The following is a 16,277-nucleotide window of genomic DNA, read 5'->3' as shown; positions in this document are numbered from 1 at the left end:
GGATCACAGCGCCATATCCACCAGCAGGTAGCCGTCCAGCAGGATGATGCCAACGGTGGCGACCACGGCTGCCCAGGCCCAGGCGCCGCGCAGGACGTGGCGGCCCATTACCTGCTTGCGGCAGGCCAATACCACCAGCGGCCCCAGCGCGAACGGCAGGGCCAGGCTCAGGATGACCTGGCTCAGCACCAGCAACTGGTCTGGGTCCTGGCCGCCGGTGAAGGCCAGCAGGGCGGCGGCCACGGTGCCGGCGATCAGCCGCGTGGCCAGCGCGCGGCGGCGATCGGACCAGCCGCTGTTGATCTGGAAGCCTTGCGACAGCATGCGGCCGGCCAGCACGCCGGTGATGGTGGAGCTTTGGCCCGCCGCGTACAGCGCGATCGCGAACACGATGGCGGCGCCGATGCCGAAGGTCTGGCCGATCACGGCATGGGCGTCGTCCAGGCTGGAGACGATGATGCCGGAGCCGGACAACGAGGCCGCGGCGACGATCATGATGGCCGAATTGATCAACATGGCCACGCCCAGCGACACCATGGTGTCGTTGCGCGCCACGCGCATGGCCAGGTCGCGGGCGTCGGCCGGCAGCACGCGGGCGCGCTGCGCCAGCGACCCGGAATGCAGGTAGAGGTTATGCGGCATCAAGGTCGCGCCCAGGATGCCCAGCGCGATCAGGAAGCCTTGCGGGTCGCGCAGCGCGCGGCCGGTCTGCGTCATGCCATGGGCCACGTCGGTCCAGGCCGGGTTGGCCTTGAACAGCAGGAACACGAACGAGGCTGCCACGATCGACAGCAGCACGGCGATGACGCGCTCGTGGCGGTCGGCGTTGCCGCGCGTCAGGGCCAGCACGGCGAAGGTGCCGACGCCGGTGACCGCGACGCCGCCCAGCAGCGGCAGGTTGAACAGCAGGCGCAGCGCGATGGCGCCGCCGATGAGTTCGGCCAGCGCGGTGGCCAGGATGGCGGCCTCGCCGGCCAGCCAGGCGGCCTTGGCGGTGCGCGGGGACAGGTGGCGGGCGGTGAGGGTGGCCAGGTCTTCGCCGGTGGCCAGTGCCAGGCGCGACACCAGCACCTGGAAGCCCAGCGCCAGGATGGCCGAGGCGATCACCACCAGCAGCAGGCCGTAGCCGAAGCCGCTGCCCCCGGCGATGTCCGTGGCCCAGTTGCCCGGGTCGATATAGCCCACCGCCACCAGGATGCCTGAGCCGACCACCCGGCGCAGGTTGGCCGAGACCTGGGCGTCCTGAGGGTACGCCGCCTTGCCGCCTGAAATCGCGTAGATGAATCGGGTCATGTTAGCTCCTGAGAATGGTTCTCATTTTCCATATCTCCGGCATGACCGTCAAATTGATTTTCAGCAAGCCCCGGATAGGGCGGGCCAATGGCGTCGCCCCATCCGGGCCTGCCGCGGCCGGTCAGGACTTGAGCTTGGCGTCCATGGTGATCTTGGCGTTGAGCACCTTGGAGACCGGGCAGCCCTTTTCGGCCTTGCGCGCGGCCTCGTCGAAGGCTTCGGCGCTGGCGCCCGGAATCACGGCCTCCACGGTCAGGTGCACGGCCGTGATGGCGAAGCCGCCGTCGACCTTGTCCAGCGTGACCTCGGCCTGCGTGTCCAGCTTTTGCGGGGCCAGGCCGGCCTCGCTCAGGATGTTGGACAGCGCCATGGTGAAGCAGCCCGCGTGGGCAGCGCCCAGCAGTTCCTCGGGATTGGTGCCCGGGGTGTCGCCGAAGCGCGTGTTGAAGCCATAGGGCTGGTTCTTGAGCGCGCCGCTCTGCGTGGAAATCGTACCCTTGCCCGTCTTCAGATCGCCCGACCAGGCGGCGGTTGCGGTTTTCTTCATGCGTGACTCCTGTTGAGGGAACGCGCCCGAAACGGACGCGTCCGGTTGGGGGAGCGCGCGGCCGGCCCGATGGCGGCGCGCGTTGCCGGAAGGGGCATGGACCATGATACGGCGGGCGCGGCGGGGCGTCGCCTGTCGGCCGCCCGCATCCGGCAAGCCGATGTAACCGCCGCTTGCGGCGCCTTGCCAGCGCCGCGCGGCGCCGTCACACTTCGCCCCTGGCTCAACCCGAACAGGCATTGGATACAGATGGTAGTGATCGACACCGAACAAACCCGCCGCGCATTGTCGTTCGACGCGGCGATTCCGGCCTTGCGCGAGGCGTTCCGCCAGGGCGCCCATGTGCCCGCGCGCCATGTCCACGCGATCGAATCGGGCGGCGCGCACGGGACCACGCTGATCATGCCGGCCTGGAACGAGCAGGGTTACTTCGGCGTCAAGGTCATCAACATCTTTCCCGAGAACACGCGCCAGTCGCTGCCGGGCCTGCACGCCACCTACAACCTGTACAGCGCCCGCACCGGCGTGCCGCTGGCGCAGGTGGACGGCGACCTGGTGACGGTGTTCCGCACCGCCGGCGCGGCGGCGCTGGGCGCGTCCTACCTGGCGCGCGAGGATGCGCGGGTGCTGACCATCGTCGGCTCGGGGCGCATCGCCGGGCTGGTGGCGCAGGCCATGCGCACGGTGCGGCCGATCGACAAGGTGTGGGTCTGGAACGTGCGGCCGGCCGGCGCCGAGGCGCTGGCGACGGCGCTGCGCGAGCAGGGCTTTGACGCCAGCAGCACCCTCGATCTGGAGCAGGCCGTGCGCCAGGCCGATATCGTCAGTTGCGCGACGCTGTCCACCGTGCCGCTGGTGCGCGGCGACTGGCTGCGCCCCGGCGCCCACCTGGACCTGATCGGCAGCTTCAAGCCCGACATGATCGAGACCGACACGGCCTGCTTCGACGGCACCACGGTCTACGTGGATACCGACGAGGCGCCGACCAAGGCCGGCGACCTGTTGGCCGCGTTCGAGGCCGGCGTGCTGGCGCGCGAGGACATCCGCGGCAACCTCACCGACCTGGTGTGCGGCCAGGCGCCGGGCCGCACCCGGGCGGATGAAGTGACCGTGTTCAAGGCGGTCGGCAGCGCGCTGGAGGACCTGACGCTGGCCGCGCTCGTCTACGAGGCCCGCAGCGGTCAGGCAAAATAGCGCCATCCGCTGTTTTTTCATCCTGCGAGCTGTCGTCATGTCCCGCTTTTTCGTCCGCTACGCCTGCGCTGTCGCGCTGGCCGTTCCCGCCCTGTCCGTCCATGCCGAGATCGTGATCGGCGTGGATGTCTCCACCACCGGCCCGGCCGCGGCGATCGGTATCCAGACCAACAACGCCATTCGCCTGTGGCCCAATACGCTGGGCGGCGAGCCGGCGCGCTACGTGGTGCTGGACGACGGCACGGACGTCAGCCGCGCGGTCAAGAACCTGCGCAAGCTGACCTCGGAAGACAAGGTCGACGCCATCGTCGGCCCCAACACCACCGCCGCCGCCCTGGCCGGGCTGGACGTGCTGGCCGAGACCGGCACGCCGATGATCGCGCTGGCGGCTTCCAGCGTGATCGTCGAGCCGCTGTCCGATCCCAAGCGCGCCTGGGCCTTCAAGATGCCGCAGAACGATTCGCTGATGGCGACCGTGCTGGTCGAGGACATGAAGAAGAAGGGCTTCAAGAACGTGGCCTTCATCGGCTTCGCCGATTCCTACGGCGACAGTTGGTGGAAGGAATTCTCCGCGGCCGCCGGCAATGACATCAAGATCGTGGCGCAGGAACGCTTCCAGCGCACCGACGCGTCGGTGGTGGGCCAGGTGCTCAAGGTGATCGCCGCCAAGCCGGACGCGGTGCTGGTGGCCGGCGCCGGCACGCCCTCGGCGCTGCCGCAGAAGACGCTGCTCGAGCGTGGCTACACCGGCACCATCTATCAGACCCACGGCATCGGCACGCTGGAATTCCTGCAGGTCGGCGGGCGCGACGTCGAAGGCACGCTGTTCCCCACCGGCCCCGGCGTGGTGGCGCGCGAGCTGCCGGATTCGAACCCGGTCAAGAAGGTGGCGGTGGAATTCGCCGACAAGTACGAGCGCCAGTATGGGGCCAACACCCTGACGCAGTTCGCCGGCGACGCCTATGGCGCCTGGATGCTGCTGGATTCGGCGGTGGCGCGCGCCCTCAAGACCGGCGCCAAGCCAGGCACCCCCGAATTCCGCATCGCCCTGCGCGACGCGCTGGAGAACACCCGCGACCTGATCGTGCCCAACGGCGTGCTCAACATCTCCAAGGACAACCACCAGGGCTTCGACGAGCGCGCCCGGGTGATGGGCGTGGTGCGCAATGGCAAGTTTTCCTACGCGGACGCGGCGGGGAAAAAATAGGGACGACATAGTCCCGTACGGTTCGTAACGAGTGCTCACCCGCCATAGGGCGGGACGGGGAAAAGCAGGCTTCGGCCTGCTTTTTTTCGTCCATATCATTAGAGGTGAAATGATTTAATGTCGTATCATTTTTAGCGAAGCCATGTACCTAGAAATAAATTCGGGAGAAATAAGACCATGATCGTCCAACGCACCCGCCGCGTCCTGCTGGCCCTGAGCCTGGGCCTGCTGGCCGCCTGCTCCGACTCCGGCTCGGACAAGCCCGCACAGGGGGCCAGCGCGCCCGCCGCTGGCGGCGACACGCTGGCGGCCGCCAAGGCCGCCGGCAAGATCCGCATCGGCTACGCCAACGAGGCGCCGTTCGCTTTCATGGACAGCAAGGAAGCCAAGGTCACCGGTGAATCGGTGGAAATCGCGCGGGTGGTGCTCAAGCGCATGGGCATCAACGAGGTCGAAGGCGTGCTGACCGAGTTCGGCTCGCTGATCCCGGGCCTGCAGGCCAAGCGATTCGACATCATCGCGGCGGGCATGTACGTGACGCCCGAGCGCTGCGGCCAGGTGGCGTTCTCGAACCCGACCTATGGCGTGGGCCAGGCGTTCCTGGTCAAGCAGGGCAACCCGAAGAACCTGCACAGCTACGAGGACGTGGTCAAGAACCCGGACGCCAGGCTGGGCGTGGTGGTGGGCGCCATCGAAGCCGAATACGCCTCCAAGGTGAAAGTGCCGGCCGGCCAGATCGTGGTGTTCCCGGATGCCGTGAGCGCGCTGTCCGGCGTGCAGGCCGGCCGCGCCGACGCCTACGCGGCCACGGCGTTGACGGTCAACGACCTGATGGGCAAGACCAACGACGGCAGCGGCCTGGAAAAAGCCGAACCATTCACCGATCCGGTGATCGACGGCAAGGGCGTGCGCGGCTATGGCGCCTATGCTTTCCGCACCGACGACAAGGCCTTTGCCGACGCCTTCAATGCCGAGCTGGCCAAGTTCATCGGCACCGAGGAACACAAGAAACTGGTGGCGCCGTTCGGCTTCACGCCCGAGGAACTGCCCAAGGACGTCACGGCCGCCAAGCTCTGCGCCGCTAACTAGGGGGCGCCGATGCAGCTCATATCCGAACATATCGCCGAGCTGGTGCCGCCACTGCTGGAAGGCCTGGCGGTGACGCTGGAGATCATGGCGGGCGCCGTCGTGCTGGCGGTGCCGCTGGCGCTGGCGGCCGGGGTGGGGCGCCTGTCGACCGTGCGCCCCGTGCGCTGGCTGGCGTCGATCTACGTCGAGGTGTTCCGCGGCACGTCGGCGCTGGTGCAACTGTTCTGGTTCTATTTCGTGCTGCCGCTGTTCGGCGTGCAACTGCCGGCCATGCTGGTGGGCATCGTGGTGCTGGCGCTCAATGCCGGCGCCTATGGCGCCGAGGTGGTGCGCGGCGCGATCCGCGCGGTGCCGCCAGGCCAGCGCGAGGCCGGCGTGGCGCTGAACCTGACGCGTGGCCAGATCATGCGCCGCATCGTGGTGCCGCAGGCCATTCCGGCCATGCTGCCGCCGGCCGGCAACCTGCTGATCGAACTGCTCAAGAACACCGCGCTGGTGTCGCTCATCACCATCACCGACCTGACCTTCCGCGGCCAACTGCTGCGCAGCGAAACCCTGCGCACCACCGAGATCTTCACGCTCATGCTGCTGCTGTACTTCGCGGTGGCGCTGCTCATCACCGCCGGCGTGCGCCTGCTTGAACGGAGGGTCCGCGTCCGATGAAACCGATATTCGACTGGTCCTTCGCGCTGGAGATCCTGCCCACGCTGGGTTCGGCGCTGGTCATCACCATCCAGGCCACGGTGCTGGGCATGCTGGTGGCCGTGACGCTTGGCCTGGCGCTGGCGCTGCTGCGGCGTTCGCGCCTGGCGCTGCTGTCCTTGCCCACGGCGTTCGTGATCGAGTTCGTGCGCAGCACGCCGCTGCTGGTGCAGATGTATTTCCTGTTCTACGTGCTGCCCCTGACCGGGGTGCAGATGTCGCCCCTGGCGACCGGCATCGTGGCGCTCGGGCTGCACTACGCCACCTATTGCGCCGAGGTCTACCGCGCCGGCATCGAGGCGGTGCCGCGCGGCCAACTGGAAGCGGCGCGGGCGCTGAACATGTCGCCGTGGCGCACGGCCGTGGGCGTGGTGCTGCCGCAGGCGATCCCGCCGGTGGTGCCGGCGCTGGGCAACTACCTGGTGGCCATGTTCAAGGACACGCCGCTGCTGTCGGCGATCACGGTGGTCGAGCTGCTGCAGCAGAGCAAGATGATCGGCTCCGCCACCTTCCGCTACACCGAGCCCCTGACGCTGGTCGGCGTGCTGTTCCTGGCGCTGAGCCTGATCGCGGCCTGGGGGGTGCGCGGCCTGGAGGCCCGCCTGCAACGATATGGAGGAAAGCGATGAGTTCCAGCATCACCATCAAGAACCTGCACAAGCGCTATGGCGAGCTGGAGGTGCTCAAAGGCATCAACCTGGAGATTCCGGCGGGCCAGACGGTGGCCGTGATCGGGCCGTCCGGCTCCGGCAAGTCGACCCTGCTGCGCGTGCTGATGACGCTGGACCAGCCCAGCAGCGGCGAGATCGAGATCGACGGCGAGCCGATGTGGACCGACGCCCAGGGCCGCCCGGCCGGCCCCAATTCCGAGCACCTGCGCAAGGTGCGCGGCAAGATCGGCATGGTGTTCCAGCACTTCAACCTGTTCCCGCACATGACCGCGCTGGGCAACGCCATGGAGGCGCCGGTGCACGTGCTGGGGCTGTCGCGCGACCAGGCCCGCGAGCGCGCGGTGGAATACCTGGAGATGGTGGGGCTGGGCGACAAGCTCGACGTCTACCCGGCGCAGTTGTCGGGCGGCCAGAAGCAACGCGTCGGCATCGCCCGCGCGCTGGCGATGTGCCCGGAGATCATGCTGTTCGACGAGGTCACCTCGGCGCTCGACCCGGAGCTGGTGGGCGGCATCCTGCAGATCCTGCGCGACCTGTCGGCGCGCAAGAGCATGACCATGATCATCGTCACCCACCAGATGAAGTTCGCCGAGCGCAGCTCGGACCGCACGCTGTTCTTCGACCAGGGCAACATCGTCGAGGATGCCGAATCGCAGACGCTGTTCAGCGATCCGAAGGAGGCGCGCACCCGGCAATTTCTGGACAGCGTGATCGAGGGGCAATAAGTCGCGGTAAATAAGGGGCGGCCCTAAAGGGCGGGCCTAAAGGACGGCCCTAAAGGGCGGGCCTCGTCCCACCCTAAATCCCCACGCGGGCGTCGGGATTGGCCGCGCGGGCGGATGCCGGCGCTATGCTGTGCATCCGCGTCCATCGCCCGGAGCCTTACGCATGAGTCATCTTTTCAGTCCCACGTCAGTCGGCAATGTCGAACTGGCCAACCGCATCGTCATCGCGCCCATGTGCGAGTACTCGGCCGACGAGGGCCGCGCCACCGATTGGCACATGATCCACCTGGGCCACCTGGCCCTGTCGGGTGCGGCGCTGCTGTTCACCGAAGCCACCGCGGTCGAGGCCGACGGCCGCATCTCCCCGGGCGATCTGGGCCTCTGGTCCGACGAGACCGAGGCCGCGCTGGGCCGCGTGGTGCAGGCGGTGCGCCGCTATTCGCCCATCAAGCTCGGCATCCAGCTTGGTCACGCCGGCCGCAAGGCGTCGAGCCATGCGCCCTGGGAGGGCGGCCAACTGGTGCCGCCGGAGCAGGGCGGCTGGCAGGGCTGGGCGCCGTCGGCGCTGCCGCACAATGCCTCCGAGCCGGCGCCGCGCGCGCTTGACGCCGCCGGCCTGGCGCGCGTGCGCGATGCCTTCGTCGACAGCGCCCGCCGCGCCATCCGCCTGGGCTTCGATGCCATCGAGCTGCACGCGGCCCACGGCTATCTGCTGCATCAGTTCCTGTCGCCGCTGGCCAACCAGCGCGACGACGAATACGGCGGCTCGCTGGAGAACCGCATGCGCTTTCCGCTGGAAGTGTTCCGCGCGGTGCGCGCGGTGACGCCGTCGTCGGTGGCGCTGGGCGTGCGGGTGTCGGCCACCGACTGGGTCGAGGGCGGCTGGGACCCGGCGCAGACCGAGGCGTTCGCGCTGCGGCTCAAGGAATTGGGCTGTGAGTTCATCGACGTCTCCAGCGGCGGCGTGTCGCCGCTGCAAAAGATCCCGGTCGGGCCGAACTACCAGGTGCCGTTCGCCGACGCCCTCAAGCGCGCGGTCGGCCTGCCCACCATCACGGTGGGCCTGATCACCGAGGCGCAACAGGCCGAGGACATCCTGGCGCAAGGCCAGGCCGACATGGTGGCGCTGGCGCGTGGCATGTTGTACGACCCGCGCTGGCCCTGGCATGCCGCCGCGCAACTGGGCGGGCAGGTCGCCGCGCCGCGCCAGTACTGGCGGTCGCAGCCGCGCGAGCTGAAGGAACTGTTCGGCGAGACGCGCTTCGGCCAGCGCTAGCGCGCGACCGTCGTCCAAAGAAAAACGCCGCGTGACGCGGCGTTTTTCATGGGCGGACGCTGCGCGCTTACAGGCGCGAATACGCCGCTTCCAGTTCGCGATGCAGGATGTCCGCGAAGTCGGCGCGGGCGGCGTCGTGCTGCGACAGCAGGCGCGCCAGCACCACGTTGTCCTCTTCGCCGTTCCAGATCTTGATGTAGGTGCCTTCCTTGTAGCCATGCTGCTGGCGGAAGATGTTCAGCACGTTCTTGGAAACGTACTGGGTGTAGGCATCGTTCCAGCTCATCTCGCAGGCGCTCATGCTCTGCTCGAGCAGCTTGAAGCTGGCGCGGCCGCACACCGCCAGGCCGCCGATCAGTTCCAGCAGTTCGGGCACGTTCAGGCTGGCCAGCGCGTAGCTCTTGCCGTCCAGCGTGATCGAGGCGGGGCCGGCCAGGTCGGCCACCAGCGCGGCGGCGGCGGCGTTGACGTCGCCCTTGGCCTGCACGATGGTGTGCGACAGGTAGAAATGCAGGATGTCGACCAGTTCCATCTGCACCTGCGGCAGGTCGATGGTCTGCTTCTTCCACCACTTCCAGCCGTAATGCTCCAGGGCCTCGGCCGATTCGACGAAGGCGGCGCGCAGGAAGCGGGCGCCGCCGTTGATCCAGTCCGGATTGATCATGCTGTTCAGGTCGCCTTGCAGCTTCAGCATCGTGGCCGCCTGGGCCTGGTTCAATCCGACAACGTTATTCACTTTCACTCCGGTATTCGTGGGGTCTGTTCGACAGCGGCGGAAATGTTAGCACCATTGCCGCCGCGGCCGCGCCCTCTCACGCATCCTTGCGGTACGACGAGGTCTTGAGCGGCGGCAGCTTTTCCAGCGGCCGCTTGCGCGGGTCGCGGGCGCCGCTGGCGGCCTTGAACAGCATCAGCGCGAAGAAGCCCAGGAACACCGCCGGCATGAAATCGTCCAGGTCGAAGCGCGGCGCGTGCAGCGCCTTGAAGGCGACGTTGACCGCGGCCCAGCCGGCCACCGCGCCGGCGATGGTCAGGAAAATGCCCTGCTTGCGCTGGCGCGCGCGCTTGGCCAGCGACACCGCCTCGGCGTCCGTCTGGCCGGGCGCGACGGTGGGCGGCACGCTGTCGGCGCGACGCGATTGCAGCGGCGGCGGGGCTGTCTTGCCCCAGGTCAGGTCGTTCAGGGAACCCTGGTCCGGGGCGGGGGAGGACGTCGGCGCCGGCATGGCGGCCTGGCGCTTGGTCTCGGCCTTGCTCGGCACCCGTCCAGGCGTGGCGCCACCGGCGCGCGAAAGATTTTCGATGTAGCGCGCGAAGTCGCCGTTCTTTGGCTCCATGTCGATAGCCATGCTGTTCTCCGCTAATTGCCGCGACGGATCCGCGCCGGCTGCCGGCGCTTGCGCATCATCGCGACCAGAAGTCCGCATCCTAGCAGCACCGAGAAACCCGCGCCGATCATCATGGCGATCTGCTGGGCGTTTTCCGCGGCGCCCAGGCTGCGCGCGGTGATGTAGCCCGGCGCCAGCATCAGCGGCATCCACAGGATGGCCGAAAGCACATTGGCCATCTGGAAACGGCCATGCGCCATGCCCATGACGCCGGCCACCGTCGGGATGGTCGAGCGGATCGGTCCCAGGAAGCGGCCGATCAGCACCGAGGCGAAGCCATAGCGGTAGAAGAACAGCCGGGCGCGGGCGACGGCGGTGCGCTGCTGCTTGAGCGGCCAGCGCCGCAGCACGCTGGGACCCGCCCAGCGGCCCAGCCCGTAGGACAGCGCGTCGCCGACGATGGCGCCAGCGACGCCCCAGGCCATGATGCTCCATGGATCCAGCGTGCCGGCCCCGATCAGGCCGCCCGTCAGCAGCATCAGCGCGGTCGCGGGAATGAACAGGCCCAGCAGCACCATCGATTCTCCCAGCGTGAGCAGGAAGGTGATGGGGCCGGCCCAGGCCTGGTTGGTCTCGATCAGCACGCCGATCTTGTCGATGTATTGGTCCATGAGGCAAAAGTTGAAAATTAGCTGAACGCAATCGGTATCTTAACGCCTGCATTGTGGGCGCCGCGTGAAAGCGGCGTCCCCCGAAGGCTATCGTCGGAGTTCTATGGATTCGGTTACACAAGCCGTGCTGGGCGCGGGCATACAGGGGGCGCTGCTGGGGCGCGTGCAGGGACGGCGAGCGCTGATCTACGGCGCGGCGCTGGCCACGGTGCCGGATCTGGACGTGTTGATGCGTTACCCGGACCCGGTGTCACTGATGACCTATCACCGGGGCTTCTCGCATTCGATCTTCGTGCTGACGGGTCTGGCGCTGCTCCTGGCCTGCCTGATACGCCGATACTGGCCACAGGCCCCCTACAGCGGCAGGCGATTGTTCCTGACACTGTGGTTGGTATTGGTGACGCATCCACTGCTGGACGCCTTCACCGTCTACGGCACGCAGTTGTTCTGGCCGCTGGCGTCGATTCCGGAAAGCTGGTCGGCGATTTTCATCATCGATCCGGTCTACACCGTGCCGCTGTTGCTGGCGGCGGTCTACGCGATCATCGCGGGCATGACGCGCAACGCCCGGCGACTGCTGGCGGGGGCGCTGATCTTCAGCACGGCCTACCTGGCGTTCGGCCTGGCGGGCCGCATCGCCGCCGAGCAGCGGGTGCGCGATGCGATGCAGGCGCGAGGCATCGTCGTCACCGAGCTGCGGGCCGTTCCCATGCCGCTCAACACGCTGCTGTGGCGCGTTATCGCCAAGACGCCCGATGGCCATTACTACGAGGCCGTCAGCAGTTGGTTCGACCGCGAGCCGCCGGAATGGCTGCGCCAGCCGCTTCACCCGGATCTGGGCCAGGCGCTGGCGGGCGTGCCGCTGCACGAGCGACTGCGCTGGTTCACCGATGACTGGCTGCGCTATGACGCGCTGGGCGATGCGCTGGTGGTGACCGATTTGCGCATGGGCATGGCCGGTCACTACAACTTCCGCTTCAAGATGGCGGAGCGCGCGCCCGATGGCACCTGGCGGCCGGTGACTCCGTCCAGTTGGCCGGGCGAGCGGGGCGGCTGGGCCGAGCTCAAGCTGCTGCTGGCCCGCATCCTGCATGCCCAGCCGCCGCTGCCGCTGGCGCAGTGGGCGGAGAGCGCCACGCGCTGAGCCGGTCCGCATTGGCTCGCCACGCCGCCTGATACGACCCGCCGCGATCCGGCGGGTTTTTCATGTTCCGGCGCTGCCCCGGCGTGGGCCCCGTATTGACCGGCGGTCCGACCCTGCATTATTCTTGTTCGATATTAAGGAACAGTAGTTCCGTTTTATGGAACATCGATGAGTATTCTCGACGGCGTCCAACGCGTGCTTGCGCTTTATGCGGAGGGCGCTGCGGAGCTCAGCTTCACCGACGTGGCGCAGCGGTTATCCATGCCCAAGAGCACGGCATCGCGCCTGCTCAACCAGATGCAGCACTACGGCATGCTCGACCAGGACGCGGCCTCGCGCCGTTATCGTCCCGGCCTGCTGCTATCGCAGGCGGTGCGCGCCGGCCTGGCCGCTACCCCGCTGGATGACGCCTGCCGCAAGGTGCTGGCGCGCCTGTCGGCGGACAGCGGCCTGACCGCCTACCTGTCCACCTTGAACCAGCGCGAAACCGTGGTGCTGCAGCGCCTGAACGGCTCGCACCCGGTGCAGGTGCTGTCGCCGCCCGGCTCGCGTCGCGCCGCCTCGGGCACGGCCATGGGGCGGGCGCTGCTGTCGCGCCTGAGCCAGGCCGAGTTCGACGCGCTCTACGGCGCCGACCCCACGCAGTCGCTGCCGATGGAAGGCAAGGATTGTCCGGCCACCGTCGGCGAACTGGCGCAGCGCGTGGCGCAGACCCGCGCCGACCATTACGGGGTTGCCATCGACCAGGCGATGCCCGGCATCGGCGCCGTGGCGGCGGCGGTGCGCGATCCGTCCAGCGGTGAATTGCGCGGCCTGTGCCTGTCCTTTGTGTCGTTCCAGGTCGATGCCGCCCGCGTCGCCGCGTTGCGCGACGCCCTGACACAGCAGGTCGCCGCGTTGGGGCGCGAACTGAACGACCCCTACTGGCTGGACTGATCCCTGTTACCGATTCCCGCTATCTGGCCGCCCGCATGCGGCGCTCCGACCCAACGACTCCACGGAACTTTGCACATGAACCTTCTGCTCCTCAGCAATTCCAGCAGCGACGCCGGCTACCTGGTGCACGCCTTGCCCGACATCCGCGAACTGATCGCCACGCTGCCAGCCGGCGCGCCGGCGGTGTTCGTGCCGTACGCAGGCGTCACCCGCAACTGGGACGACTACACCGCGATGGTGGTGACGGCGCTGGCCGACACCGGCCTGGACATCGAGCCGCTGCACCGCGCCGCCGATCCGGTGGCCGCGCTGGAAAGGGCCGCGGTCATCATCGTCGGCGGCGGCAACACCTTCAATCTGCTTGGCGAGCTGCGCCGCCTGGGCCTGTTGAGCGTGGTGGCGCGCCGCGTGCGCGAAGGCGCCGCCTACCTGGGCTGGAGCGCCGGCTCCAACCTGGCCTGCCCCAGCATCTGCACCACCAACGACATGCCGATCACCGATCCCGCGGGCTTCGACGCGCTCGGCCTGCTGTCCTTCCAGATCAATCCGCACTACACCAACGCCCATCCTCCCGGCCACCGCGGCGAGACCCGCGCGCAGCGCCTGGCTGAGTTCTGCACGCTGAACCCGACGATGCCGGTGCTGGGCCTGCCCGAAGGCGCCGCGCTGCGCGTGCGCGGCGCCGCCATCACGCTGGTCGGTCCGCACGATGCGCCGCTGTTCCTGGGCGGCAACGAGCCGCGCGTGTTCCAGCCCGGGGTGGTGGAGATCCCGGCATGAAACAGGTCATCGACACTATCGAGCTGCTGTCCTCGGCGCATGTCACGGGCGAAGCGGTGGCGCAGGTCCTGCGCGAGGCGGGCCAGTGCGAAGTCGAAGTCACTCGGCTCGAGCGCGACGGCCTGGCCACCGACTTTCTCTCCATTGTCATCCCGGGTTCCGACGCCAACGCGCCGCAACTGGGCATCGTCGGCCGCCTGGGCGGCATCGGCGCGCGTCCGGCCGTCACCGGCCTGGTGTCCGACAGCGATGGCGCCGTGGTCGCCGTGGCCACCGCGCTCAAGCTGATGGCCATGGCGCGCCAGGGCGACGTGCTGCCCGGCACCGTGCGCATCCGCACCCACATCTGCCCGCGCGCCGGCACCCGTCCGCACCACCCGGTGCCGATGATGCGCTCGCCGTTCCCGATGCGCGAGATGATGTCGCACGAAGTCGATCCGCGCATGGACGCGATCCTGTCGGTCGACACCACCCGCGGCAACCGCCTGGTGAACCAGCGCGGCGTGGCCCTCACGCCGGTGGCCAAGCAGGGTTACCTGCTGCGCATTCCCGAAACCATGCTGGACGTGATCGGCTGGGTCAGCGGCCAGTTGCCCCTGACGCTGCCGTTGACCACACAGGACATCACGCCCTACGAGAACGGCCTGTGGCACGTCAATTCGCTGATGCAGCCGGCCATCGTCACCGACGCGCCGGTAGTGGGCGTGGCGCTGACCGCGCAGACCGCCGTGCCGGGCTGCGCCACCGGCGTCACCAACGCGGTCGACGCCGACGTCGCCATGCGCTTCTGCATCGAGATCGCCAAGCTGTTCGGGCAGGGCGCGCTGACTTTCTTCGACGACGCCGAATGGCGCGCGCTGCAGGCCCGCTACGGCTCGATGGCGCACCTGCAGACCACCGGCCGGGAACCCGGGGGCGCGCAATGAGCGCGCCCAAGCCGCGTCGCGTGGCGTTCTTCACCATCGGCCAGTCGCCGCGCAGCGACGTGGTGCCCGAGATGGCTCCCTTGCTGGGCGAGCACGTGCGCATCGACGAATTCGGCGCGCTCGACGGCTTGGACGCCGCGGCGCTGGCCGCGCTGGCGCCGCGTCCGGGCGAATACCGCTTCGCCACGCGCATGCGCGACGGCAGCCAGATCGAACTGGACGCGGCCGCCGCCGAGGCCCGCCTGGCGCAGGTGATGCGTCAGGTCGACGCTGCCGGCTACGACCTGCTGGTGCCGTTATGCACGGGCACTGCGATCGCGCCGATGCGCACGCTGGTGGTCGAGCCGCAGCAGGTGGTGGACCACCTGGTCGCGGGCCTGTCGCAGCACGGTCGCCATGTCGGGCTGGTGGTGCCGCTGGAAGCCCAGGTCGATGCGTTCCACATGGCCGTGCCGCTGGAATGCCCGGCGACGGTGGTGCATGCCTCGCCCTACGAAACGGACGCGGCGCGCGCGGCCGCCAATTTCACGCAGGCCGGCCGCGCATTGGCTGACTGCGATTTCATCGTCATGCATTGCATGGGCTACGCCGAACGCATGCGCCAGGCGGTGGCGCAGGCATCGGGTCGCCCGGTGCTGCTGTCGAATCGTGTTGTGGCGCAGATGCTTGCGCAAATTCTGGAATAAGGGATCCTCTTCATGTTCAGCCGTAGTTTGCAACGCGCCGTGGGCGCACTGTTCGTCGTCGGCGCCATGTCGGCCGCGCCGGTCCTGGCCGCGGACGCCTGGAAGCCGACCAAGCCGGTGCGCCTCCTGGTCGGTTTCGCGCCCGGCGGTTCCGCCGACACGCTGGCGCGCCTGCTGGCCGAGCCGCTGTCGCAGCGCCTGGGCCAGACGGTGGTGGTCGAGAACCTGGCGGGCGCCGGCGGCAACATCATGGCGTACCGCCTGTCGCAATCGCAGCCCGACGGCTACACCATCGGCATCGCGGCGGCCGGCTCCATGGCCATCACCCACGTGCTCAACGCCAAGGGCACCAGCTACAAGCCGACCGACTTCACGCCCATTACGCTGGCGGCGGTGCAGCCCAACGTGGTCATCGTCAACAAGGACGTGCCGGCCAACAACCTGGCCGAACTGAAGGACTACTTCCAGAAGACGCCGACCGCCACCTACGGCACCGCCGGCGTGGGCATCTCCAACCACCTGATCGCCGAGACCATGCTGTACAAGCTGGGCGTGAAGGTGCCCCACGCGGCCTACCGTGGCGCCGCGCCGGTCATCACCGACCTGCTGGGCGGCCATATCGCGATGACGATGGACAACATCTCCACCGCCGCGCCGCTGGCGCTGCAGGGCAAGGTCAAGGCCATCGGCGTGGCCTCGCTCAAGCGCTCGCCGCAACTGCCCGACGTGCCCACGCTGGACGAGCAGGGCCTGAAGGGCTTCGACATGCCGACCTGGCAGGGCGTGTTCGCGCCGGCCGGGCTGCCGGCCGACGTGCTGGCCGCCTACTACGCGGCGCTGCAGGACGTGCTCAAGCAGCCCGCCGTGAAGGAGAAGATGGCCGGCCTGGGTTCGGAACCGGTCACCGGCATGACGCCCGAGCAGTTCGGCCGGTTCCTGGAGAACGACCGCAAGCAGTGGGCCGACATCGTGCGCGCCGCCAACATCAGCCTGGAGCAATAAGCAGGCTGTCGCGTCCGCCGTTGCCAGCAGGCGCGGCGCGCGCCGCAAACAAAAACGCCAGACTCGCGTCTGGCGTTTTTGTTGGGTCTCGCGGACGGGC

The 16,277-nt window shown here is 68.5% G+C and carries 18 protein-coding genes; 13 read left to right on the top strand and 5 right to left on the bottom strand.

Features of this window, described 5'->3' with window-relative positions; translation table 11 throughout:
* Positions 1–3 precede the first annotated feature (3 nt).
* Positions 4–1,293 (bottom strand): Nramp family divalent metal transporter, encoded by a 1,290-nt coding sequence (locus ACUDCK_RS17700; protein WP_175166730.1) that lies wholly within the window; start codon positions 1,291–1,293, stop codon positions 4–6.
* 121 nt (positions 1,294–1,414) lie between these two features.
* Entirely contained in the window at positions 1,415–1,840 is a 426-nt protein-coding gene (locus ACUDCK_RS17695; protein WP_064523566.1) for an OsmC family protein, read from the bottom strand.
* 249 nt (positions 1,841–2,089) lie between these two features.
* On the opposite strand from ACUDCK_RS17695, the gene ACUDCK_RS17690 reads away from it, so the two are divergent.
* The 7 genes from ACUDCK_RS17690 (at position 2,090) to ACUDCK_RS17660 (ending at position 8,704) form a co-directional block, all read left to right on the top strand.
* Positions 2,090–3,034 carry an ornithine cyclodeaminase family protein gene (locus ACUDCK_RS17690; protein ID WP_064526381.1) on the top strand — a complete coding sequence of 315 codons (945 nt, stop codon included), beginning with the start codon at positions 2,090–2,092 and terminating at the stop codon, positions 3,032–3,034.
* 37 nt (positions 3,035–3,071) lie between these two features.
* Complete coding sequence (locus ACUDCK_RS17685) at positions 3,072–4,241, top strand: ABC transporter substrate-binding protein (protein WP_054502092.1); 1,170 nt, start codon at positions 3,072–3,074, stop codon at positions 4,239–4,241.
* A 177-nt stretch (positions 4,242–4,418) separates the two neighbouring features.
* Positions 4,419–5,330 carry an ectoine/hydroxyectoine ABC transporter substrate-binding protein EhuB gene (gene ehuB, locus ACUDCK_RS17680; protein WP_054502093.1) on the top strand — a complete coding sequence of 304 codons (912 nt, stop codon included), beginning with the start codon at positions 4,419–4,421 and terminating at the stop codon, positions 5,328–5,330.
* Between the two features lie 9 nt (positions 5,331–5,339).
* The gene (gene ehuC / locus ACUDCK_RS17675) at positions 5,340–5,993 is read left to right on the top strand and encodes an ectoine/hydroxyectoine ABC transporter permease subunit EhuC (protein ID WP_064526387.1); all 654 of its coding nucleotides are present in this window, start codon (positions 5,340–5,342) and stop codon (positions 5,991–5,993) included.
* Positions 5,990–6,661 carry an ectoine/hydroxyectoine ABC transporter permease subunit EhuD gene (ehuD, locus tag ACUDCK_RS17670; RefSeq protein WP_175166731.1) on the top strand — a complete coding sequence of 224 codons (672 nt, stop codon included), beginning with the start codon at positions 5,990–5,992 and terminating at the stop codon, positions 6,659–6,661. The genes ehuC and ehuD overlap by 4 nt, the downstream gene beginning before the upstream one ends.
* Positions 6,658–7,428, top strand: a complete 771-nt coding sequence (gene ehuA, locus ACUDCK_RS17665; RefSeq protein WP_049073126.1) for an ectoine/hydroxyectoine ABC transporter ATP-binding protein EhuA — start codon at positions 6,658–6,660, stop codon at positions 7,426–7,428. The genes ehuD and ehuA overlap by 4 nt, the downstream gene beginning before the upstream one ends.
* 163 nt (positions 7,429–7,591) lie before the next feature.
* Positions 7,592–8,704: an NADH:flavin oxidoreductase/NADH oxidase gene (locus ACUDCK_RS17660; RefSeq protein WP_054502095.1), complete on the top strand. Its 1,113-nt coding sequence runs from the start codon at positions 7,592–7,594 to the stop codon at positions 8,702–8,704.
* A gap of 67 nt (positions 8,705–8,771) precedes the next feature.
* On the opposite strand, the gene ACUDCK_RS17655 is transcribed toward ACUDCK_RS17660, so the two are convergent.
* The 3 genes from ACUDCK_RS17655 to ACUDCK_RS17645 all read right to left on the bottom strand — a co-directional run bounded on the left by ACUDCK_RS17655 (position 8,772) and on the right by ACUDCK_RS17645 (position 10,703).
* Positions 8,772–9,398 (bottom strand): dUTPase, encoded by a 627-nt coding sequence (locus tag ACUDCK_RS17655; RefSeq protein ID WP_175142913.1) that lies wholly within the window; start codon positions 9,396–9,398, stop codon positions 8,772–8,774.
* Positions 9,399–9,516: 118 nt separating this feature from the next.
* Positions 9,517–10,053 (bottom strand): hypothetical protein, encoded by a 537-nt coding sequence (locus ACUDCK_RS17650; protein ID WP_116791356.1) that lies wholly within the window; start codon positions 10,051–10,053, stop codon positions 9,517–9,519.
* 11 nt (positions 10,054–10,064) lie between these two features.
* On the bottom strand, positions 10,065–10,703 hold the full coding sequence (locus tag ACUDCK_RS17645) for a DedA family protein (protein ID WP_054502098.1): 639 nt from the start codon (positions 10,701–10,703) through the stop codon (positions 10,065–10,067).
* Between the two features lie 103 nt (positions 10,704–10,806).
* Between ACUDCK_RS17645 and ACUDCK_RS17640 the strand changes: the two genes are divergently transcribed.
* From ACUDCK_RS17640 to ACUDCK_RS17615, 6 genes are all read left to right on the top strand, one after another.
* Positions 10,807–11,847 carry a metal-dependent hydrolase gene (locus ACUDCK_RS17640; protein ID WP_064526390.1) on the top strand — a complete coding sequence of 347 codons (1,041 nt, stop codon included), beginning with the start codon at positions 10,807–10,809 and terminating at the stop codon, positions 11,845–11,847.
* 168 nt (positions 11,848–12,015) lie between these two features.
* A complete protein-coding gene (locus tag ACUDCK_RS17635; RefSeq protein WP_054502100.1) occupies positions 12,016–12,783 on the top strand; it encodes an IclR family transcriptional regulator in 768 nt (255 codons plus the stop codon).
* A gap of 75 nt (positions 12,784–12,858) precedes the next feature.
* Complete coding sequence (gene pepE, locus ACUDCK_RS17630; RefSeq protein ID WP_175166732.1) at positions 12,859–13,563, top strand: dipeptidase PepE; 705 nt, start codon at positions 12,859–12,861, stop codon at positions 13,561–13,563.
* Positions 13,560–14,489, top strand: coding sequence for a DUF1177 domain-containing protein (locus tag ACUDCK_RS17625; protein ID WP_175142854.1), 930 nt, complete (start codon positions 13,560–13,562; stop codon positions 14,487–14,489). Before pepE ends, ACUDCK_RS17625 begins: the two co-directional genes overlap by 4 nt.
* On the top strand, positions 14,486–15,175 hold the full coding sequence (locus ACUDCK_RS17620; RefSeq protein WP_054502103.1) for an AroM family protein: 690 nt from the start codon (positions 14,486–14,488) through the stop codon (positions 15,173–15,175). The genes ACUDCK_RS17625 and ACUDCK_RS17620 overlap by 4 nt, the downstream gene beginning before the upstream one ends.
* Before the next feature lie 12 nt (positions 15,176–15,187).
* Entirely contained in the window at positions 15,188–16,177 is a 990-nt protein-coding gene (locus ACUDCK_RS17615) for a Bug family tripartite tricarboxylate transporter substrate binding protein (protein WP_054502104.1), read from the top strand.
* The last annotated feature ends 100 nt before the right edge of the window (positions 16,178–16,277 follow it).

The sequence above is a fragment of the Achromobacter sp. CF-sbj1-Ac2-l genome (assembly GCF_052698165.1).
Note: the sequence above shows the minus strand (reverse complement) of the source record. Positions and strands in the feature narration are given on the sequence as shown.